The sequence below is a fragment of the Mesorhizobium sp. M0909 genome (assembly GCF_040319515.1).
Taxonomy (GTDB): Bacteria; Pseudomonadota; Alphaproteobacteria; order Rhizobiales; family Rhizobiaceae; genus Mesorhizobium.
On record NZ_JAMYOA010000006.1, the window covers coordinates 130895 to 149604 of the forward strand.

Sequence of the window (18710 nt, forward strand, 5' to 3'; positions counted from 1 at the left end):
CGGTTTTGACATTCGCCGACTCTTGCCGAAGAAAACGAAAGCTCGATGATCCAGGACAATGCTACCGCAAGGCGGTATGGTACCGATTTTCAATGCCGAGCAAACCGTCGGCGCAACGCTTGCCGGCACGCCAAGAAAGATCAACGCATCTTGTTCTGCCTTCGAACCGGGCGCGGGTAAGACGGCGTGGCGCATGATCCCTTGGTTTCAATCGTGGTTGCTGCGCACAACGCGGAGGTAACGCTGGCGCGCGCACTCGATTGCCTTCTCGATCAGGAAATAGTGGATTGGGAGGCGATCATCGTCGACGACGCCTCCATGGACCGCACCCCCGCGATCATCGCCGGCTATGTAGAGCACGATGCCCGATTTCGGACGTTGAGGTCTTCCGCCTATAGCGCCGCCGGCGCGCGCAATAGCGGGATTTCGACAGCGCGCGGCCGCTGGCTCATGTTTCTGGATGCCGACGGTTGGGTGGATGCCAGCTTCCTCGCCAAAATGCTGGCCGCACTGAAATCCGTTCCCGATGCAGTGGCCGCCTATTGCGGTTCCCGGCGCGTGATGCCCGATGGCGAACTCACCGCGTCGTGCATCGCAACGGAGGTTGCGATCCAGCCCTTCGAGACATTCGCCCGCAGGTGTGCCATCGCCGTTCACGCGCTGCTGGTCGACCGGGAGACAATTGTCGAGTTGGGCGGTTTCGATGTGTCGCTGCGCACCTGCGAGGACTGGGACCTGTGGCAGCGCCTCGCACGTCTGGGCATAAATTGGGTGATGGTCGATGAGCCGCTCGCTTTCTATCGGATCAGCCCCAACGCGCTCAGCCGCAATTCGACGCAGATGCTGGCAGATGCTGAAATCGTGATCGCCCACGGCTTTTCCGCCGATCCCAGGGTCAAACACCCGGCGTCGGCTCACGCCAATGGAGCGATCGAGGCGAACGGCGGCACCGCCTCCGAGGCACTCGCGTGGTTCGCGTTGTGGAACGCCGCGTCGGATTGCGGCAGCGGCTCGCGCTCGATCAACCCGCAGTCTCTGCGCCCGCTGCCGCCAGGACGCAAATGGGCGCGAGAGATCGCCAAGGTGATCTTCGATGGCCTAGCGGTCGGAAGCCTGTCGGTGCCAGCGCAATTGGCTGCCAGGTGGGACAGGTTCGGCGGCTCCCTCACCGAGTTGATCATCGAACTCGGCAAGGTCTGGAACAATCCCGACGCGGCTCGCCGCGTCCAGTATCATCTTGAGCAAATGCTGCTCGACGTCGACGATCTCGCCGCGCCGCGCAGGCTGGCGCGGACACTTGGAATTCGTGTCGACGCGCGAAATCCGACCACGGTCGAACTTCCGCAAGGAATCGATCAAATCTATGCCTATCTGATGATGGATGGCCAGATCGAGGCTGTCGTGCAATTCGGCGTACTTGGGACAGTGACAAGGGATTATTGGATCGAATTGATCCTGAATGTCGTGTCTCCCGAGCGGCTTGAAGGCCGGTCCGATCCGGACGGTCACTTCGGCAAACTCGCCCAACTGGCCGAGGAAGCGCGGGAGCTGGTTCGGTCGAGCGCCGAACCTGCGGAGCCTCCCCCGGCGCTGCGCCGCGCACGGGCCAGGCACGACAAGGATCGCACGTCGTTCTGGAATGGCTATTTCGCGACCGAGGATCCCTGGAACTACGGTTCGTCCTATGAGCAGGAGAAATATGAGCGGCAGCTCGAAATTCTGCCTGCCGGTCCCATTGGACGGGCGCTTGAGCTGGCCTGTGCGGAAGGCCACTTCACGCGGCAACTGGCGCCGCGCGTGAGCCATTTGACCGCAACTGACATCTCCGCCATAGCCATCGACCGGGCGCGCGCGCGATGCGGCGATCAGCCGAATGTTGAGTTCGGCGTACTGGATTTCATGGCCGATACGCTGCCGGGCGAGATGGATCTGATCTTCTGTTCGGAAGTGCTCTACTACCTGGATGATCTCGCCGAGTTGCAACGCTTCGCCAAGAAAGTCGTTGAGGCATTGGCGCCTGGCGGCAGCTTCATCAGCGCACACGCATTCGTGCTACGTGACAATCCTGAGAGGACGGGCTTCGACTGGAACACATTCGGTGCACAAGCGATCTCGGAGACGCTGGCCGGGACCGCAGGTCTTGTCCTCGAGCAATCGATCCAGACCGAGCTCTATCGCATAGACCGCTTCCGCCGCCTGTCACCAGGTGACGTGGCGACGGAACCAGTCATTGATCATGTGCCAATCCGCGCGCGCATCGATATGGGGGTCGCGCGAAAAATCGTCTGGGGCGGGGCGCGGGCCTTGCGCCGCGACGTCGCACGTAGCGAGCGGCGGCAGCGTATCCCTGTTCTCATGTATCACAGCGTCTCCGATGAAGGTCCGGCCGCGCTCGCCCGTTTTCGGCTCACGCCCGCCGCATTCGCCAGCCAAATGACATGGCTGCGCGCCAATGGCTTTCACGCGATTAGCTCCGAGCAGCTGGAATGGTTCATCGCCAACCGTCAGCCTTTCGTTGGCCGCCCAGTGCTCATCACCTTCGATGACGGCTTCCAGAACTTTGCCGACCATGCCTGGCCGATCCTGCGCGCGAACGACCTGACCGCGGAAGTGTTCCTGGTGACGGACTTGGTGGGTGAAAGTGCACAGTGGGACGCCTACAGCGGCCCGCCGACGCCGCTTATGGACGCCGGGACGGTGCGACGCCTCGCCGGCGAAGGCGCCTTCTTCGGAAGCCATCTGGCGACGCATCGCGCGATCGATGGTCTGTCGAGCTCTGACTTGGCCGCCGAGCTTCTGCGCTCTCGTATGTTCATCGAACGGTGGACCGGTCGGCCAACCGCGGCGTTCGCGGCACCCTTCTCAGTCACCGACCGACGGCTTGGCAGGCTGGCCAAGGAGTGCGGCTATCGAATCGGCTTCGGCGGCAGACACGGGCCGGCGGACCTCGATTGCGATCCCATCGACCTTCCGCGCATCGAGATTCGTGGGGATCGTTCGCTCGATGACTTTGTTGCGGTTGTCGAGGCCGTGCTCGCATGAACCGTGAACTTGTCAGTGTCTAGATTTGTAACAAGTTGGTTCCGCGTTTTGTTCAGCGTCCCGTTCCGCTTACCTCGTTCGCAAGTCTATTGGGCGACTTGGGACACGGCTGACATCAGCTCCTGCGGGCTTGGCGCCCCAAACATGTATCGCCCGCCCTCTGGAACCTCCGTGAAGCTCCAGCGGACGATCCCTTGCCGGTCCAGCAGGAACTGACCGATCAATTGTCCGTGTCCCGTTGCTATCATCTGCTCGTCGGCTTCGGTCAGTTCGTAATGGTCCTTTTTGTTGAGGATTTCGCTGGCCTCAAGAGGATCCATAGGACCGGGCAACTCGCCTGGTATGTCGACCCGCATATCCTTTGCCGCTGCCATCGAGACCTTGTACGGCCAGTTCGTCTCGTTTTGGGTGAATTCGAGATTGGGCAGTCCAAAAGCACGATGTGAGGCGCGTTCAGGGTCGGAGGCCGCAAGCAGATTCGGCATCGGATGGTAGCGGAAATAGAGACGCGCCCGTTCGATCGGCGTGTTGACCACCGTCAGGCTCTCCACGCCCTTTTCGCGCAGCTCCGGATCAAGCCGCGCCTGGGCGGCGATATGGCGCCGGCAAAACGCACAATGCAGACCTCGAAACAGGCCGACCAGCACCGGTTTTTGGCCGCGAAAGTCGTCAAGCGCGATCTTGCCTTCCTGGGTAATGGCGTCGAGTACCACGTTCGGCGCACGGTCGCCCGGTTGAAGCGGCACCAAGTCACTACGCGCGGACATTTCCAACCTCCAACCCCGGCTAGTCGAGAAAAGGCAGCACCACGAGCGCTTCCGGGTCGAGCCCGTGCTGGGCGCAAATACCCTGCGCCAGGGAAAAGTAGCGTTCGGCCTCGGCCAGATTGTCGAGGTCGAGATTAAGCGTTGCAAGACCATCATAGCACGGAAACAGCAGTTGGGGTTCGCCCGTTTCGCGGGCTACGTCCAGTGCTTCGTGGAACAAACCAACGGCCAGGTCCGGACGGCCGTTGCACTGGTGGATCTGCCCAAGCACGATCAACGGCACCGGCAGGTGCTCGCGCTGGTCGAGCGCCCGGTCGATCTCGATGGCCTTCTCGGCAGCAGGTATGCCCTCCGTTGGACAGCGATCCGTGAAAGTACAACAAGCGACCGCCAGATTGGCGAGGAGGCGCGCCTGGAAACCCAAATCACCAATACGGCGCGCCACTTCAAGACCGCGCCGACAGACCTCCATCGCCTGTGCCGGATCGATGGTCGTGTATAGCACGCCGAGATTGGTGTAGCCGCGGCAGGCCGCGCCCAGCAGACCGGCGGCTTCGGCCAATTCAATGCTACGCTCAACCTGACGCACGGCCTCACGGTTTCGCCCGAGGCGAGCCAGCGCGACAGCCTTGGTATTGAGTGCCTCGGCGGTCACAAGAGTGGCATCACACCCGACCTCGGAGACATGCTCCGTTGTCAGATTGCGTACGCAATCCAGCGCCGCGTCTGCCCATTTTGCCGCGAGAGCGTGATCTCCGCTACGGAACGCCTGTCGGCCACGTTCTTGCCACAGATGCGCCTGCTCGATCGGGGCATCCGCCCCATCGAGGAGCGCTGCCGCCTCAGCATAGCAGGGTTCTGCCTTGTCCCGCTTGCCGACGTCCCAGAGCAGCCGACCGATCTTACGCAAAACTCGCGCCGAGGCGACGCGATTGGCCGATTCGCGGTATGCCTGCAACACCGTCTCGTAGTGGTGGTGCGCGACCTCGCGGCGGCCTGCCGGGCCGCTCAAATCGGCAATGCGCTCTGCAATTGCCAGTTTGAGCGGTGTTTGCCCGATCGCGTCCAATGCTGCCAGTGCTCGCTCGTAGAAACGAAGGGCGTCGTCGTTGGCGTATATCATGCGAGCGCGATCGCCTGCCGCCTGCAGGTAATGCGCGCCCTTCTCCCGCTCGGCGCTCTGTGCGAAATGATGACCGAGCACGGTCAAATCCTCGAGCCGTTCCGGCTTGTCGCCGCACAGTTGCTCCAAGGCAGCACCGACCCGCCCGTGGATGTCGGTCCGGCGTTGCAGGAGCAGATTCTGGTAGATCACGTCCTGCAGCAATGTTTGCGTAAAGCGGTAGCTTTGCGACGAGACCGAGCCTGATCCGGCAACTTCCTCGATGATTTCCGCATCGCAAAGCAGTTCGCAGCCGGCTTCAAGCCGGCCGGGGTCGGCTGTCACGGATTTCAGAAGTGTGGCGTCGAAGCGCGGGCCGATTACCGCGGCCTCCTGGGCCAACCGGCGCACCTCTGGGGGCAGCCGGTCGACGCGGGCAAGCAACATCGCCTGGATAGTGGCGGGGATGCCGGTTGCGACTTCGCCGGCCACAGTCCGCCATCGCTGGCCCTCTCGCATCAGTACACCGCGATCGATAAGGCCGCGAACGATCTCCTCTACAAAAAGGGGGTTGCCGCCCGCGCGCTCGAGGATCTGATCGAGAAGCCCTCCTGCGGAGTTTACCCAGCTCTCGCCGAAAAGCGCCGCGAGCAGCCTGCGTCCGTCATCACTATTGAGCGGCGGAAGCCTGAGCGCTGTGTGACTGACCCGACTTGAGTCGAGCTGGTCGTTGTCCGGCGCCGGACGATGCGTGACCAGCAACATCAACCGCGTGCGTTCTAACCTGTCCATTACGAAACGTAGTGCCTCTAGCGACACGGCGTCGGCCCAGTGCAGGTCTTCGACGACAATCAACAGCGGCGACAACGCAAGCCGCCGTTCGATGATTGTGCGGACTGCGTAGAGAATTTGCCGCCGCAACTGCTCAGGCTCGACATGCTGCAAGGTGGCATCGGGGTCGCCAAGGCCGAGCACATGATAGAGCAAAGGCATCAGCCGCTTCGCCTCCTCGCCCTGCAGGCCGAGATCGGCAAGCAAGCCTGCGAGCTTCCCCCGCATTTCGTCCCCATTGTCGTTTTGCATCATCCCGGCAGCGCTGCGCACCACGGCGCCCAAGGCGCCAAAAGATTGTTCGCCCAGCGGTGAGCACGTGGCCTGCCGCACGACGACGTTGCGAAAACGCTCCTCGTCGCCGACGCGGGCGACGAACTCCTTCACCAGCCGCGATTTCCCGATGCCGGCTTCTCCGACGAGGCGGACAAGTTGGGCCGAGCCGCCGCACGCCTGGTCAAGGCTCGCCATCATTCTGTTGAGCTCCGCACCACGACCTATTAGTGGCGCACTGAGGCCGAGCGCCTCTAGCCCGCGCGCTGCACGCGGCACCGCTAGCGGTGCGTCCAGTCGATGGACGAGCACGCTGCCAGCCTTGCCGCGAAACACGACATCACCGAGCGACTCGTAAGAGAACGCATGCCGGGTCAGCCTGTGAGTGAGCTCGCCTACCAGTACCTCACCCGGTGCGGCCAGCGATTGCAGGCGTTGCGCCGTATTCACTGTGTCGCCGGTCACCGAATAGGATCTGGCGGTGCCGATGCCCAATCCGCCAGTAACGACCGGACCAGTGTTTATGCCGATGTGGAGTAACAGAGGCGAGCCGGAGTGGGGGGTGCTTTCGCCGAGCCGCGCCGTCCGGGCGATCATGTCGAGAGCGGCGCGAAGCGCACGTTCCGGATCGTCCTCATGCGCGACCGGCGCACCGAACAAAGCGAGCAGTGCATCGCCGATGAATTTGTCGACGAAACCACCAAAGTTTCGCACGGCCGCCGTCAATTCCTTGAACAGTTTATTCTGCAGCGCTTGCATGACCTCGGGGTCGAGCTGCTCGCTGAGTGTCGTGAAGCCGCAAAGGTCGGCGAACAGGACCGTTACGGTCCGGCGATCGGCGTCGGAGACGGGATGCAGCCCTTCTTCGCTTTCGATGTTCGGAAGCAGCGACGGAGTTCGAGAAGGCGGCACAATGGTCCGGCTTGGTGCCGGAGCAGGCCGTTCGACGGCTTTTGCGGGCGCACCGACGCTTGCCCCACATTTCGGACAGAACTCGAAATCAGGTGCGCAGGTGTAGCCGCAACTGGCGCATGCCACGGGCTGGCGCCTGCCACACCTCGGACAGAAGGCGTAACCGCCCTCAATCTCGAAACCGCAGCCCGAGCAGTCCATCGAACAAGACCTCACTAGTGGCCGTGACGGCGTGATCTCGCCCGCACTGCACGGCCAGGCTAATCACAAGGATGCACCGATAGCCGTCGACGAGCAAGCGGCAGCGCAAATGGGCATCGAGCCATCCGTGTGGGTCCGGTGGCAGAGCGCTACGCATGACCTCTTGATGCAACGGCTGGCTCGCTGTCAGCTTGCGGTTGCGAATTAGGCTCAGGTCGGCTTGATCTCTGCCTGGCCGATCTTGCGCCATCTGGCGTTTTCGCGAACCAGTTTCAGGTCGTCGGTCGTCTCGGCAAATGTCCGCAATCGGTATTGCCGGAGCAGGTCCGGGAAGAGCGCTCCTTCCGGCAGGCCGGCAAGCTGCTCGCGGACTGAGATCTTTTCATCGATGACCCGCATGCCCCAGGCATTTTCCCGAACCTGCAGCTCCGCAGCCAGATCGCGCTCTTCCGGCGCGTTTTCGTCTAGCGCGGCCAGAAGGATCGAGTGGAAAAGCGCTACATAGCCAATCTGTCTTAGGCCCCCCACGACCCGCGCGCGCGGCAATATGGCAAGGACGAGGAACGTCAGGAACAAGTTCGGCAGCAGCACGCCGTCCAGCAGCGCCTGCCTGAGATACGGCCGCTCGAACGGGATGGAAAGACCTTGCGGCCTGTCGGGCTCGATCAGGTGCCCGTTCTCGAGAACGAGTTTGCGCACGCGCTCCTCGCGGATGCCCCAGAAATAGTCCGTGGCATTGGGCAGGAATCTGCCAAATGGGCTCGATGCGGCCTCTTGCCAGGCACGTTCGAGACGCTGGCGTCTTGCGGGTTCAATGAGCAGTCTGGAAAGAAGGCTGCCGTCATATTCCAGATGCCGCGCCATGGCAGCCGCGGCGGCTCGATCATCGATGAAAACCGGCAGGGCCATGCCGGCACGATCCCAATTGGCGACCAGATCCTGGTTCAGGGCAGTCAGCGCATCGGCGGCGGTTTCAAACACCTTGTCCTGGCTGGCAAGCAGTGTGCCCAGCCAGCGGCTGGCATCCGTTTCATCGCCCACCGTTTCGAGCGCGCGCTTGTTGAGGGAGACGGGACCGGCCACGCAGGCGCTTTTGCGGCACAGTTTGTGGCGCCCCATGCCGAACAGGTTGACCTTGTCGTCGCCGACATCGAGCCATCCCGGCCCCTCCCGGCCAACTGTCTCCATGGTCATCGTCGCTCCCATGAAGCCGACGAAGGCCGACAGCCCGTTTTCGACCGCGCCGAGCCAGGCAAGCAGGAGGGCATCGAAGGTGATCCGGTCCATCAGAAGCAGGCAGTGCAGGCCGGACTGAATCACCGGTCTGTGCTCGAACTCGTCGAGGGCTTTGCCGATCTCCTCAGGCCGCATGATCCTATCGAGTCGCTGATGCAGGACTTCGCGCAGGATCGAGCGGGCAGCGATCGCCGGGCCCGATGCAGGCCTTGCCACCGGCCGCCACAGATGGCGGGCGTAATCGGAAACCGGTGCATTCCAGTTCTGCTCGATGTCGCGCACGACCTCCGGGCAGAGCAGCGACAGCACAGCCAGAATTTCCGGCGGAGGGGTAGGGGTTGGATCAAAGACGGCGGTCATTGGTCCCGTCTAGCCGCTTGCGGTGTAAACGCCAAGCGAGAGCAGACTTGGTGGATGCAGCCCTGTTCGCTGACTCGGCACGAATTGTCAGATTGGCTAAACAGCTAAGGCAAACGGCGGATCTTAGAACCGCAGCCGGGCCATGCTCAGGAGATCGTGGTACTGCCCGTCGGTAAAGCCGGCCTTCACATGCCGGCCTTCGATCTCAAAGCCGTGGCTCTTGTAGAGACGGAGGGCCGGTTCGTTGTCGGCATAGACGGTCAATTCGACTCGCTTCAGGGCGCGCCAGTTGTCGGCCACGTCAAGCAGCGCGCCAAGTACGGCAGAGCCGATACCTTTGCCGACAAAGGCATCGTCAAGGCCGATATTGATCTCGCCGATGTGCGAACGGCGGGGTGAACCCTGCACGACCAGGCTGCCGTGGCCGACGACCTTGCCGTCCAGCTCGGCAACGATCCAGGTGGTTTCCGGGCCGGACTTGGCGATGCGCCGCGCCACCTGCTCCACCATCTCGAAAGGCATCCTGAGCGTGCCCCGGCGGAAGCCCGGCATGTTGAAAATAGCGCAAAGCGCCTCTGCATCGCTTGGCCGGACGGACCGGAGCAGCGGCTGGCTTTTCTCGGAGGGTGGCGACGTCGTGCTGGTCATGGCGTTCCCGGCGAAGGCAATCGGCCCGGTACGATGCACCGGACGCCACCTGAAAATCCAGCCGTCTCTCAACCTATGATGCCGATTGCGAGCTGAAATACCGGGAGGCGGCGTAGAGTTTGAAGACGCCGCTGATGCCGATCCAGCCGAAAAGCGTGAGCCAGCACAATGTCCCGATCGCCGTCCAGTCGATCCGGTGCACCGCAGCGTCGGTGATGACGACGCCGAGGATGGCAAGCAGGCCAACCAGAAACTGTGCCAACCCGAGCACCAGCAGTTCCTCGCGCGGCGCGCTTCTCCAGACGAGATATATACCGCCCGCACCGGCGAGGAAGATTGCGCTGTAGACCTGAGCGTGGAAGGCATCGATCGGCCATGGCCAGATGCCACTGAATGTCAGGGGAAACAGCAACAGGCCGACGCCATAGAGCCCAAGGATCGCGGATTCCACCGGCATGTAGCCGCGCCATGCGGGATTTAAGGTCACGCCTTTCGCAGAAGGACGGGCTCTGGCCCGCCACAGGAACAGCCCGGATACCGCGACCGAAGCAAGATAGACCAAAAACCACAGCCAGGGCGCTTTGCGCTCGAAGTTGAAATAGCCGAGATTGATGAACGAAGCCACCGACACGATGACGGTGAAGATGAAGGCCATGACGAGCACGAGCCTGCCGGGCGACCAGCGATTCCAGACCAGCAGCGCCGCCATCACGACCATTTCGGCGGTGTAGAAGCCGCCGAGAAAGCGCGCATTGAACGGCGTGACGGCCCAAGGCCAGCCCGGTTTGACCAGAACAGGCACGAAAAACAGGCCGGCGCCTACGATCAGGACGATGATGACGACCGCAGAGAAAAGGCGCAGGGTCGCGGGAAATGGCGGATTGTCGGATGTCAGCATGGGAGAAAATCCCAAAGATGAAGGCTCCATGGACCATCATAATGCTGCTTGCGGCCGGTTAAAATCGGCCTAAGTGAACGGTCACCAGGCTTATCCATTCGAATGGCCGCACGGTTCGTTTCGAAGTAAGATGGAGCATTCGGACCAAAGACCGGTCCGGTCAAAACGCCACGGGGTGCATTTTCCGGAGCCTGCACGATGAACGAAGCTCAGGATCTGTTCTCACTTCTGCGACAATCGGCCGATGTCGATCCACAGGCGATCGACGCGATCAAGCGAACCATCGCGGAGGGCGAGGACCGCGAACTTTGCCGCATCAATGCGCCAGCCTTCGCCAGCAAGCATGGCCTCGACGAGGAGCGCGCAATAGGCGCCTTTCTCCATGCCGCGCGGGTGGGCATCTTCGACATTTCCTGGAATGTTCTGTGCCCCGGCTGTGGCGGCGTGCTCGACACCAACGCCACGCTGAAAACCCTGCAAAAGGACGAATACACCTGCGCGCTATGCTCCGAGGGCTATTCACCGACCCTCGACGAGATGGTCGAGGTGACATTCACCGTCAGTCCCCGCGTGCGCAGGATTGCCGCCCACAATCCACACGAACTGCCGGTGGCGGAATATTTCCGCCAGATCTACTGGGCGTCCGGCGTCGATCTGCCGGAAGAGCATTTCGCGGAAAAGATGGAAACGTTCTCGCTGGAGGATATCGAGCTTGCGCCCGGTGAAAAGGCGGTTCTGCCCATACAGCTTCCGTCCGAATTCATCATCGTCTTCGAGCCGGTCACCCACTCGGCGCAGTTCATCGACGGGAAGGGCGAACCAACAAAGGAGCGCCGGAGCCTCTCTTTGGTTTTCGACCGCGACCATGTCCAGAACCAGACGCTGGAGATGCAACCCGGCCCGTTGGGCATTTCGCTGGAAAACCGGACCGACACCCGCGTGCTGCCGACGGTCTTCATCGCCAGCCAGGCATTGCATGATTTCCTGGGAAAACGCCGGCCCTTCCTGACCGCCAAGCGCCTGCTCACCAACCAGACGTTCCGCGATCTCTATCGCACGGATACACTCGACATCAACCAGCGCCTGAAGATCACCAGCCTGACGTTCCTGTTCACCGACCTGCGCGGATCGACCGAGCTTTACGAGCGGGTGGGCGACCTTTCAGCCTTCGATCTCGTACGCGAGCATTTCCAGGTTCTGCACGAGATCGTCACGGCGGAGGCAGGCGCGGTGGTGAAGACGATCGGTGATGCGGTGATGGCGACCTTCGCGACGCCCGATCGTGCGATCGCTGCAGCCCTCAGGATGCGCGATGCCATGCGTACGCTCAACGACAAGAGCGGGCGCGAGGATCTGCTGCTCAAGATCGGAGTCCATGCCGGCCCCTGCATCGCCGTGTCTATGAATGAGCGACAGGACTATTTCGGCCAGACGGTCAACATTGCTTCGCGGGTCCAGAACCTTGCCAACGCACAGGCGATCTTCGCCACTCGAGCGGTGGTCGACGACAATCTCACCGCTGATCTCTTGCACAGGAATGCGCTGACGCCCGTGCCCCACGAGGTCTCGCTGCGCGGCATTGACCGGGAGATAGCAGTATACACGATCCCCTGAAGGTTCGGCCCCTGAAGGCTTGGCCCTGAAGATTTGGCTCGTCCCGGCCCCTCACACACGCCTATAGATAAAATAACGATCGGCGGGAACCGAAGGTGGCGGCGGGAGGCGTTGCAACTGCGGGTGATCGAGCGGCGTGCCGCTGACCGCGATGCCGCCGACGCGAAGTAGGCGCGCGGTCAGATCGGGAAGCCAGGTAGAGATCACTGCATCGCGATCTTCATAGCCGGTGCCGATGTCGGCATGAACAAGGGCGGCGTCGATGCCAATGAACCTGCTCGCCGTCTCGCGTATTTCGCCGAGCACGAGGTTTTCAGCTTCGGGAATTGAGCTGGCGTGTGCGGCAAGTGCACGGTCGAACGCTATGATCCGGCGTCCGGGCAGGCGCTCGCGCAGATGGTGGAACGTCCGGCCATTACCGAGGCCGAGCTCGAGCACGGGGCCCTCTATCTTCGCCACCTCGGCGCAGACATGATCGAGTATGTCGCGCTGTGCGGTCATCCTCCGGATGAAACTGTCGAGGCGACTCATGCGCGATTGTATCTCCTGAACAAGTCCACGAAATCAACTGCCCCCGACCAGAGCGTTTCGCGGCTGAAACCAGAGGCGACGTGTTAAACCCCGATCGAGTCTTGCCGCGTGTAGAGGCGAACGATGAACACTGCAACAAGGGAACAGGCTGCCGACAAGGATCATACCGGGTGGAGTCGGCGGCGCGGCGCGCGGCGGTATGGTGATGTCACTTGTAGGGGTCCGCGGCGTCCCGCAACCCATCGCCGAGGAAGTTGAACGCCAAGATGACGAGAACGACGGGGAGCATCGGCAAAAGCAGCCATGGATAGAACGCGATCACGCTGACGCTGCGCGCCTCGGTGAGCAGGATGCCCCAGCTGGTTATCGGCGCCCTCAGGCCGAGCCCGAGGAAGCTCAGCGCTGTCTCGCCCAGGATCATGCCGGGTATGGAGATCGTTGCCGTCGCGATCAGATGCGACATGAAGCCGGGGATGAGATGCCGCCGTATAATGCGGCTGCTTCTGGCACCCATCAATTGCGCAGCCAGAACGTAATCCTCCTCGCGCAAGGCTAGAAGCTTCGAACGCACGGCCCGCGCCAGTCCGGTCCAGTCGAGCAGCCCGAGGATGACGGTAATGCCGAAATAGATCAGGATCGGACTCCAGGTTATCGGCATGATCGCCGCCAGAGCCAGCCATAGCGGAATGCTGGGGATCGATTGCAGAACTTCGATTATCCGTTGAACGATCAGATCGAAGATACCGCCGTGATAGCCGGCCAGTCCGCCGATGACAATGCCGAGCAGGAAACTGAAACTGATGCCGACGAGGCCTATTGTCAGTGAAATGCGTGCGCCATAGATGATGCGCGAGAGCACATCGCGCCCCAGCCTGTCAGTGCCGGCCAGAAAGAGCTGGCCGTTTTCGGCGGGGCAGACAAAATGCCTGTCACCTTCGATCAGGCCCCAGAACCGGTACTTGTCGCCCTTGCAGAAGAAACGGATCCGCTGAACATCATCCTGTTGCTCGATGTAGTTCCGCTTGAGCGTGTCCATATCCAGCGTCATCTGGCGGCCATAGACGAACGGCCCGACGAACTGGCCGTTGTGGAACAGGTGCACCCGTTGCGGCGGCGAATAGATGTAGTCCATGTTGCGCGTGTGCAGATCGTAGGGCGCCAGGAACTCGCAGATCAGTATCCCGAAATAAAGCGTTGCCAGGAATATGCCGGATACAAGGGCAAGCCGGTGCCGGCGGAATTTCCACCACATCAGCCGCAGCTGCGACGCCTGAAAGACCTTCTCCTGCTCCGGCGTCATCGCCTCGACCGACTGCAGGTCAAAGGGCTCGATGGAAACGTAGTGTTGCAGTGGGGCACCCGGAGCGGGCAGCGGCGATTGCGTGTTCATTTGGTGCTGCCGCCTTGCAAACGAATTCGCGGATCAAGTAGCGCCAGCGCCAGGTCGGAAATCAGGACGCCGATGACCGTCAGGAAGGCGAGGAACATCAGGAACGACCCTGCGAGATACATGTCCTGGCTTTGCAGCGCCTTGATCAGCATCGGCCCGGTCGTTTCCAAAGACAGCACGATCGCCGTGATTTCGGCACCGGAGATGATGGCCGGCAGGATAGAGCCGATATCCGAAATGAAGAAATTGAGCGCCATGCGCAGCGGATATTTGACCAGCGCCCTGAAGGGATGAAGGCCTTTGGCGCGCGCGGTCACGACATATTGCTTATGTAGCTCATCGAGCAGATTGGCTCGCAGCCGCCGGATCATGCTTGCCGTGCCCCCGGTGCCGATGATCAAGACCGGAATCCAGAGATGGGCGAGGATCGACTTCGCCTTGGCCCAGCTCATCGGCTCGCCGAGATATTGCTGGTCCATGAGGTGGCCGATGGACGTGCCGAACCAGATGTTGGCGAAATACATCAGGATCAGCGCCAGCATGAAGTTCGGAATCGCAAGGCCGAGAAGGCCGAAGAAAGTCAGGCCGTAGTCGCCCCAGCTGTATTGATGTGTGGCGGAGTACATGCCGATCGGAAAGGCGATGAGCCAGGTGAAGATGATCGTGACGAAGGAAACCAGCACCGTCAGCCACATTCGGTCCCCCACGACGTCGCGAACCGGCAGCTCATATTCGAAGGAATAGCCGAAATCGCCGTGCAGCATCCCGCCGACCCAGTAGAAGTAGCGAATGACCGGTGGCTTATCGAAACCATATTCCTTGCGCATCATCTCGATGCGATCGGAATCCACCGCTTCGCCCTGAGCCCGAAGCTCGGCAACATAGCTGTCGAAATAGTCGCCTGGGGGAAGTTCGATGATCGTGAACACCAGTGCCGATATGACCAGCAGCGTTGGAACCATCACGGCGATGCGCCAGACCAAATATCGAAGCACGCTCAGGACTCTCCAAGCCAGAATGTATCCGGCATATAGACACCGAAATAGGCGGTCGGGTCGTAGCCGTAAAGCGCCTTGTCGGGCAGATTGCGCAGCCGCGAGGATGCCAGAACCGGCTGATGCGTTCCGTTCACCGTGCCGATCGAAAACACCTGATCGGTATAGATCGACAGCATTGAATTCCAGATCTCGGCGCGCTCCGTGGCTTCGGTCGATGCGTTCCAGCGCTTGAGTAAATCCATCAACTCGACCACGGGCGGAAGATCGGGCGCTTCGCCGACCTTGCCACGGGACAAGTAGTGAGCACCCCAGAGCGGCCATTGCAGCTGGTCGTCGACGGTGGGGGCCAGTTGGTAGGGGTTCATGTCGGCGGTCGGCACGCCATTGTCGATGCCCGACCACATCGACATCATGATCTGGCCACCAAGCGCGCGGCTGCGGAAGATGTCGCGCTGCGAAGTCCGGATGAACAGAGCGATGCCGATCTTGCGCCAGTGATCGGTGATGAGCTCGAGCGCGTCGGTTTCCAGCGTGCTTTCGCCGGCCGTTTCCACTACGAGCTGCGCCGAGCGTCCGTCGGGAAGTATCCGCAGGCCGTCATCGTCACGCGCCTGAAGCCCGACCTCGTCGAGCAGGGCATTGGCCTGGTCGGGATCATGGGCGACCCAGGCTTTCGCGAATTCCGGCCGGTAGAGCGGGCTCTCCGGCAGGACCGTATCGGCACTTTCCTGCGCCAACCCGTAGAACACGGCCAAATTGATCTCGCGCCTGTCCACAGCGAGCGAAAGTGCGCGGCGCACGCGCACGTCACGAAAAAGGCCGCGCCACACCTGGTCGGCACAATTCAGATTGGGCAGCAGCGCCAGCCGCGAACCTTGTGTGCGTTTCCAGAGATGCATCTTCACCGGGTAGCGCTTCTCCGCATCCTTCAGGAAGGCGTAATCGGTGAAGTCAATTCCCATGCCTTGCAGGTCGCTCTCGCCCGCACCGGTCTTAGCGGAAATGATCGCCGACGAGCTGACGTTCATGACTATCCGGTCGACATAGGGCAGTTGCCGGCCATTCTCGTCTATTCGATGAAAGAACGGGTTCCGCTCGAAGACGAACTGCTCAGCCGGCGGCTTGGTCCGGTTCTGCCAGGGATCGAGCGTCGGCAGTTCCGGGTTCTCCGGGCGATATTGCCGCGACATGCGGATATGCAAGAGCGTCCATTTCTTGGCCCGGTTCTCCTTCATTAGGCCGGCGAGCCGGAATGGATCCTGGTATTTCTTGTGGAACTGCTTGAGATAGGCGGCCGGCAGAACAAGCGATAGGGGCGAAGCAGCGGCGAGCTTGGGCAGGAAGTCGGGATTGGGCGCATCCCAACTGTAGCGGACCGTCAACGGATCGACGATCTCGAAGCGTGGCGGCTTGCCGTCCGCCAGCAGGGCCGGGGCGAGCCCGCCTTGCGAAAGCTCATCGTTCAGCCAGACATCTTCCCAGCAATAGCGAAAATCCTCCGACGTCAGCAGGCTACCGTCAGACCATTTATGTCCTTCTCGTATCTTGAAAGTGAAGACACGATCATCCGCTACATCGAAACTTTCGAGAATGTCGGCTTGCAGATTAAGCTTTTCGTCATAGCCGACCAGGCGAGCGTACCCGTAGATCGTCATCATCCGGATATCTTTCTGGCTGCCAATGATCGTGCGCAGCGTGCCGCCATATTGGCCGGGCTGCCGGCCCATCGCAGCGAGATTCAACGCGCGCGGGCGCTTGGGCAGGCGTTCGGCGAGTGCCGGCAGCGCCCTGGCCTTCAGCTGCGGCTCAAGAAATTCCGGCTCCAGATCGCCGGCGCGCAACGTGCCCGGCAGAAATGCCGAAGCCATGAGTCCAAGGACGGTGCGCCGGCTGATCAATGGCGTAGCTCGCTGACATCGGCCGAACGTCGGGCCAGCACGAGGTGGCCGCCGCCAAGATCGAGCGGCGACAGCATGTCCTCGTCGCCCTGCTCGCGGAATTGCGGTCCCCATGCGCTGGTGTCGGAAGCGCCGCTGAGCTTCAGAGTCTTGAAATCCATCGGCCTGTCGAGATCGGGGAAAGGGACTGCGGCGACCAGTGAGCGCGTGTAGGGGTGGACCGGTTTCCTAAGCAGAATTTCGCGCGGCGCTAGCTCGACGATACGCCCGCCGCACATCACCGCGATGCGGTCTGCCATGTAGTCCACCACCGCCAGGTTGTGGGATATGAACAGGTAGGTCAGGCCCAGTTCCTTCTGCAGGTCCTTCAGAAGATTCAGGATCTGCGCCTGGACAGAGACATCGAGTGCCGAAACTGGCTCGTCGCAGATCAGGAGTTCAGGCCCCAGTGCCAACGCGCGCGCGATGCCGATACGCTGACGCTGTCCGCCGGAGAAACTGTGCGGATAACGCTTTATGAAGCGCGGGTCGAGTCCGATTGCCTGCATCAAGTTCTTGACCGTGGCGAGTCGGGACGCGGCATTGCCACGTTGATGGATTTCCAGCGGCTCGCTCAAAATGTTCTCCACCGTCATGCGAGGCGAAAGCGACGAAACCGGATCCTGGAAGACCATCTGGATTTTCGCGCGCAGCATGCGCAGAGCGTCTCCCTCGGCTTTCAAGACGTCGATCGGACCATCGCGGCCGTTGAAGATCACAGAGCCGCCGCTAGGGGTGACAGCCCGCATGAGGACCTTGCTGACGGTGGTTTTGCCGGAGCCGCTTTCGCCGACAAGACCCAGGCACTCGCCCCGCCTGATATCAAAGCTCACGCCGTCCACGGCGCGAACAGAGGTTTGATGACCTCCGCCGAACCATCCGGACTTGCGGATCGTGAAGGTCTTTGTCATATCCCTGACCGACAGCAGGAGGTCGTCCGGCCCCTTCGATGCCGGCGCCGTCTGCTTGCCGAGCAGGTTCCCGACATTCACCGGCACCTCGCGGAGCGCCTTTAGCCTTTCGCCGGGCTTCAGGTCGAAATGCGGAACGGCGGCCATCAGGCCCTTCAGGTAAGGGTGGCCCGGCCGGCGGAATATCGCCTCCACAGGCCCCGCTTCCATGATCTCGCCATGGTACATGACCACCACCTCGTCGGCGACATTGGCGACTACGCCAAGGTCGTGCGTGATCAGCAGCATCGCCATGTTCAGCTTCGTCTGAAGCTCGCGCAGCAATTGCAGGATTTGCGCCTGGATGGTGACGTCCAACGCCGTTGTCGGCTCGTCGGCGATCAACAGGGCGGGCCGGCAGATAAGCGCCATGGCGATCATGGCGCGTTGACGCAATCCTCCCGAAAGTTCAAAGGGATACATGTCATAGGCGCGCTTGGGGTTGGGAAAGCCGACAAGTCCGAGCATTTCCTCGGTCCGCGCCTTGCGCTCCACCCGAGCCGTGGGTGTATGAATCTGCAGGGATTCGCTGACCTGATTGCCGATCGTATGCAGCGGCGACAGTGATGTCATCGGCTCTTGAAATATTTTGCCGATGCGGCTGCCTCTCAACGCCCGGATTTCGGGTCCGTCACGCGGCATCTGCAGGATATCCTGCGTCGTGCCGGGCTTTTCAGGATCGGAAAACAGGATACGGCCGCGAACATGGGCTGTGTTCGGCAAAATGCCCATCACAGCTTGGCTGAGAACCGATTTTCCGGAACCGGACTCGCCCACAAGCGCGGTAACCTTGCCGGGCAAGACGCGAAGATTCGCACGCCTGACGGCATGCAACGGTCCCCCTATAATGGCAAAAGAGATGCCAACATCCTCGATCCGCAGTAGATCAACGCCCAAATTCATTCTCACACCAGCCCCCACTCTGGCCGCTCAGAAGGCGAGACTAGCGCATTGCCAGCCTAGAGCAACTTGGATTCGAACAGTCGCCAGTTCCCTGGCGGAACCGGCGATCGGACTGCA

At 61.5% G+C, this 18710-nt stretch carries 12 protein-coding genes; 2 read left to right on the plus strand and 10 right to left on the minus strand.

The window, feature by feature from the left end:
* Positions 1-186: 186 nt before the first annotated feature.
* Complete coding sequence (locus tag NKH83_RS11380) at positions 187-3042, plus strand: trifunctional glycosyltransferase/class I SAM-dependent methyltransferase/polysaccharide deacetylase (protein WP_352804247.1); 2856 nt, start codon at positions 187-189, stop codon at positions 3040-3042.
* Positions 3043-3128: 86 nt separating this feature from the next.
* Here NKH83_RS11380 and NKH83_RS11385 read toward each other — a convergent pair whose 3' ends face one another.
* From NKH83_RS11385 to NKH83_RS11405, 5 genes are all read right to left on the minus strand, one after another.
* Positions 3129-3809 (minus strand): redoxin domain-containing protein, encoded by a 681-nt coding sequence (locus tag NKH83_RS11385; protein WP_254818884.1) that lies wholly within the window; start codon positions 3807-3809, stop codon positions 3129-3131.
* 19 nt (positions 3810-3828) lie between these two features.
* Complete coding sequence (locus NKH83_RS11390; protein ID WP_352804250.1) at positions 3829-7128, minus strand: ATP-binding protein; 3300 nt, start codon at positions 7126-7128, stop codon at positions 3829-3831.
* A gap of 210 nt (positions 7129-7338) precedes the next feature.
* Positions 7339-8724: a hypothetical protein gene (locus tag NKH83_RS11395; protein ID WP_352804253.1), complete on the minus strand. Its 1386-nt coding sequence runs from the start codon at positions 8722-8724 to the stop codon at positions 7339-7341.
* A gap of 123 nt (positions 8725-8847) precedes the next feature.
* Entirely contained in the window at positions 8848-9372 is a 525-nt protein-coding gene (locus NKH83_RS11400; RefSeq protein ID WP_352804256.1) for a GNAT family N-acetyltransferase, read from the minus strand.
* Between the two features lie 73 nt (positions 9373-9445).
* Complete coding sequence (locus NKH83_RS11405; RefSeq protein WP_352804259.1) at positions 9446-10270, minus strand: hypothetical protein; 825 nt, start codon at positions 10268-10270, stop codon at positions 9446-9448.
* Positions 10271-10468: 198 nt separating this feature from the next.
* Between NKH83_RS11405 and NKH83_RS11410 the strand changes: the two genes are divergently transcribed.
* On the plus strand, positions 10469-11884 hold the full coding sequence (locus tag NKH83_RS11410; RefSeq protein WP_352804261.1) for an adenylate/guanylate cyclase domain-containing protein: 1416 nt from the start codon (positions 10469-10471) through the stop codon (positions 11882-11884).
* A 51-nt stretch (positions 11885-11935) separates the two neighbouring features.
* On the opposite strand, the gene NKH83_RS11415 is transcribed toward NKH83_RS11410, so the two are convergent.
* The 5 genes from NKH83_RS11415 to NKH83_RS11435 all read right to left on the minus strand — a co-directional run bounded on the left by NKH83_RS11415 (position 11936) and on the right by NKH83_RS11435 (position 18593).
* The gene (locus NKH83_RS11415; RefSeq protein ID WP_352801162.1) at positions 11936-12415 is read right to left on the minus strand and encodes a class I SAM-dependent methyltransferase; all 480 of its coding nucleotides are present in this window, start codon (positions 12413-12415) and stop codon (positions 11936-11938) included.
* A 208-nt stretch (positions 12416-12623) separates the two neighbouring features.
* Positions 12624-13805, minus strand: a complete 1182-nt coding sequence (locus tag NKH83_RS11420; protein WP_254818876.1) for an ABC transporter permease — start codon at positions 13803-13805, stop codon at positions 12624-12626.
* The gene (locus tag NKH83_RS11425) at positions 13802-14800 is read right to left on the minus strand and encodes an ABC transporter permease (RefSeq protein WP_254818875.1); all 999 of its coding nucleotides are present in this window, start codon (positions 14798-14800) and stop codon (positions 13802-13804) included. The genes NKH83_RS11420 and NKH83_RS11425 overlap by 4 nt, the downstream gene beginning before the upstream one ends.
* A 2-nt stretch (positions 14801-14802) precedes the next feature.
* Complete coding sequence (locus NKH83_RS11430; RefSeq protein ID WP_352804265.1) at positions 14803-16701, minus strand: ABC transporter substrate-binding protein; 1899 nt, start codon at positions 16699-16701, stop codon at positions 14803-14805.
* On the minus strand, positions 16698-18593 hold the full coding sequence (locus NKH83_RS11435) for an ABC transporter ATP-binding protein (protein ID WP_352804268.1): 1896 nt from the start codon (positions 18591-18593) through the stop codon (positions 16698-16700). Before NKH83_RS11435 ends, NKH83_RS11430 begins: the two co-directional genes overlap by 4 nt.
* Positions 18594-18710 lie beyond the last annotated feature (117 nt).

Excerpts from the sequence above, each read along its gene's own strand:
- NKH83_RS11385 (WP_254818884.1), bottom strand. The coding sequence starts at position 3,809 with ATGTCCGCGCGTAGTGACTTGGTGCCGCTTCAACCGGGCGACCGTGCG.
- NKH83_RS11390 (WP_352804250.1), bottom strand. The coding sequence starts at position 7,128 with ATGGACTGCTCGGGCTGCGGTTTCGAGATTGAGGGCGGTTACGCCTTC.
- NKH83_RS11395 (WP_352804253.1), bottom strand. The coding sequence starts at position 8,724 with ATGACCGCCGTCTTTGATCCAACCCCTACCCCTCCGCCGGAAATTCTG.
- NKH83_RS11400 (WP_352804256.1), bottom strand. The coding sequence starts at position 9,372 with ATGACCAGCACGACGTCGCCACCCTCCGAGAAAAGCCAGCCGCTGCTC.
- NKH83_RS11405 (WP_352804259.1), bottom strand. The coding sequence starts at position 10,270 with ATGCTGACATCCGACAATCCGCCATTTCCCGCGACCCTGCGCCTTTTC.
- NKH83_RS11410 (WP_352804261.1), top strand. The coding sequence starts at position 10,469 with ATGAACGAAGCTCAGGATCTGTTCTCACTTCTGCGACAATCGGCCGAT.
- NKH83_RS11415 (WP_352801162.1), bottom strand. The coding sequence starts at position 12,415 with ATGAGTCGCCTCGACAGTTTCATCCGGAGGATGACCGCACAGCGCGAC.
- NKH83_RS11420 (WP_254818876.1), bottom strand. The coding sequence starts at position 13,805 with ATGAACACGCAATCGCCGCTGCCCGCTCCGGGTGCCCCACTGCAACAC.
- NKH83_RS11435 (WP_352804268.1), bottom strand. The coding sequence starts at position 18,593 with ATGAATTTGGGCGTTGATCTACTGCGGATCGAGGATGTTGGCATCTCT.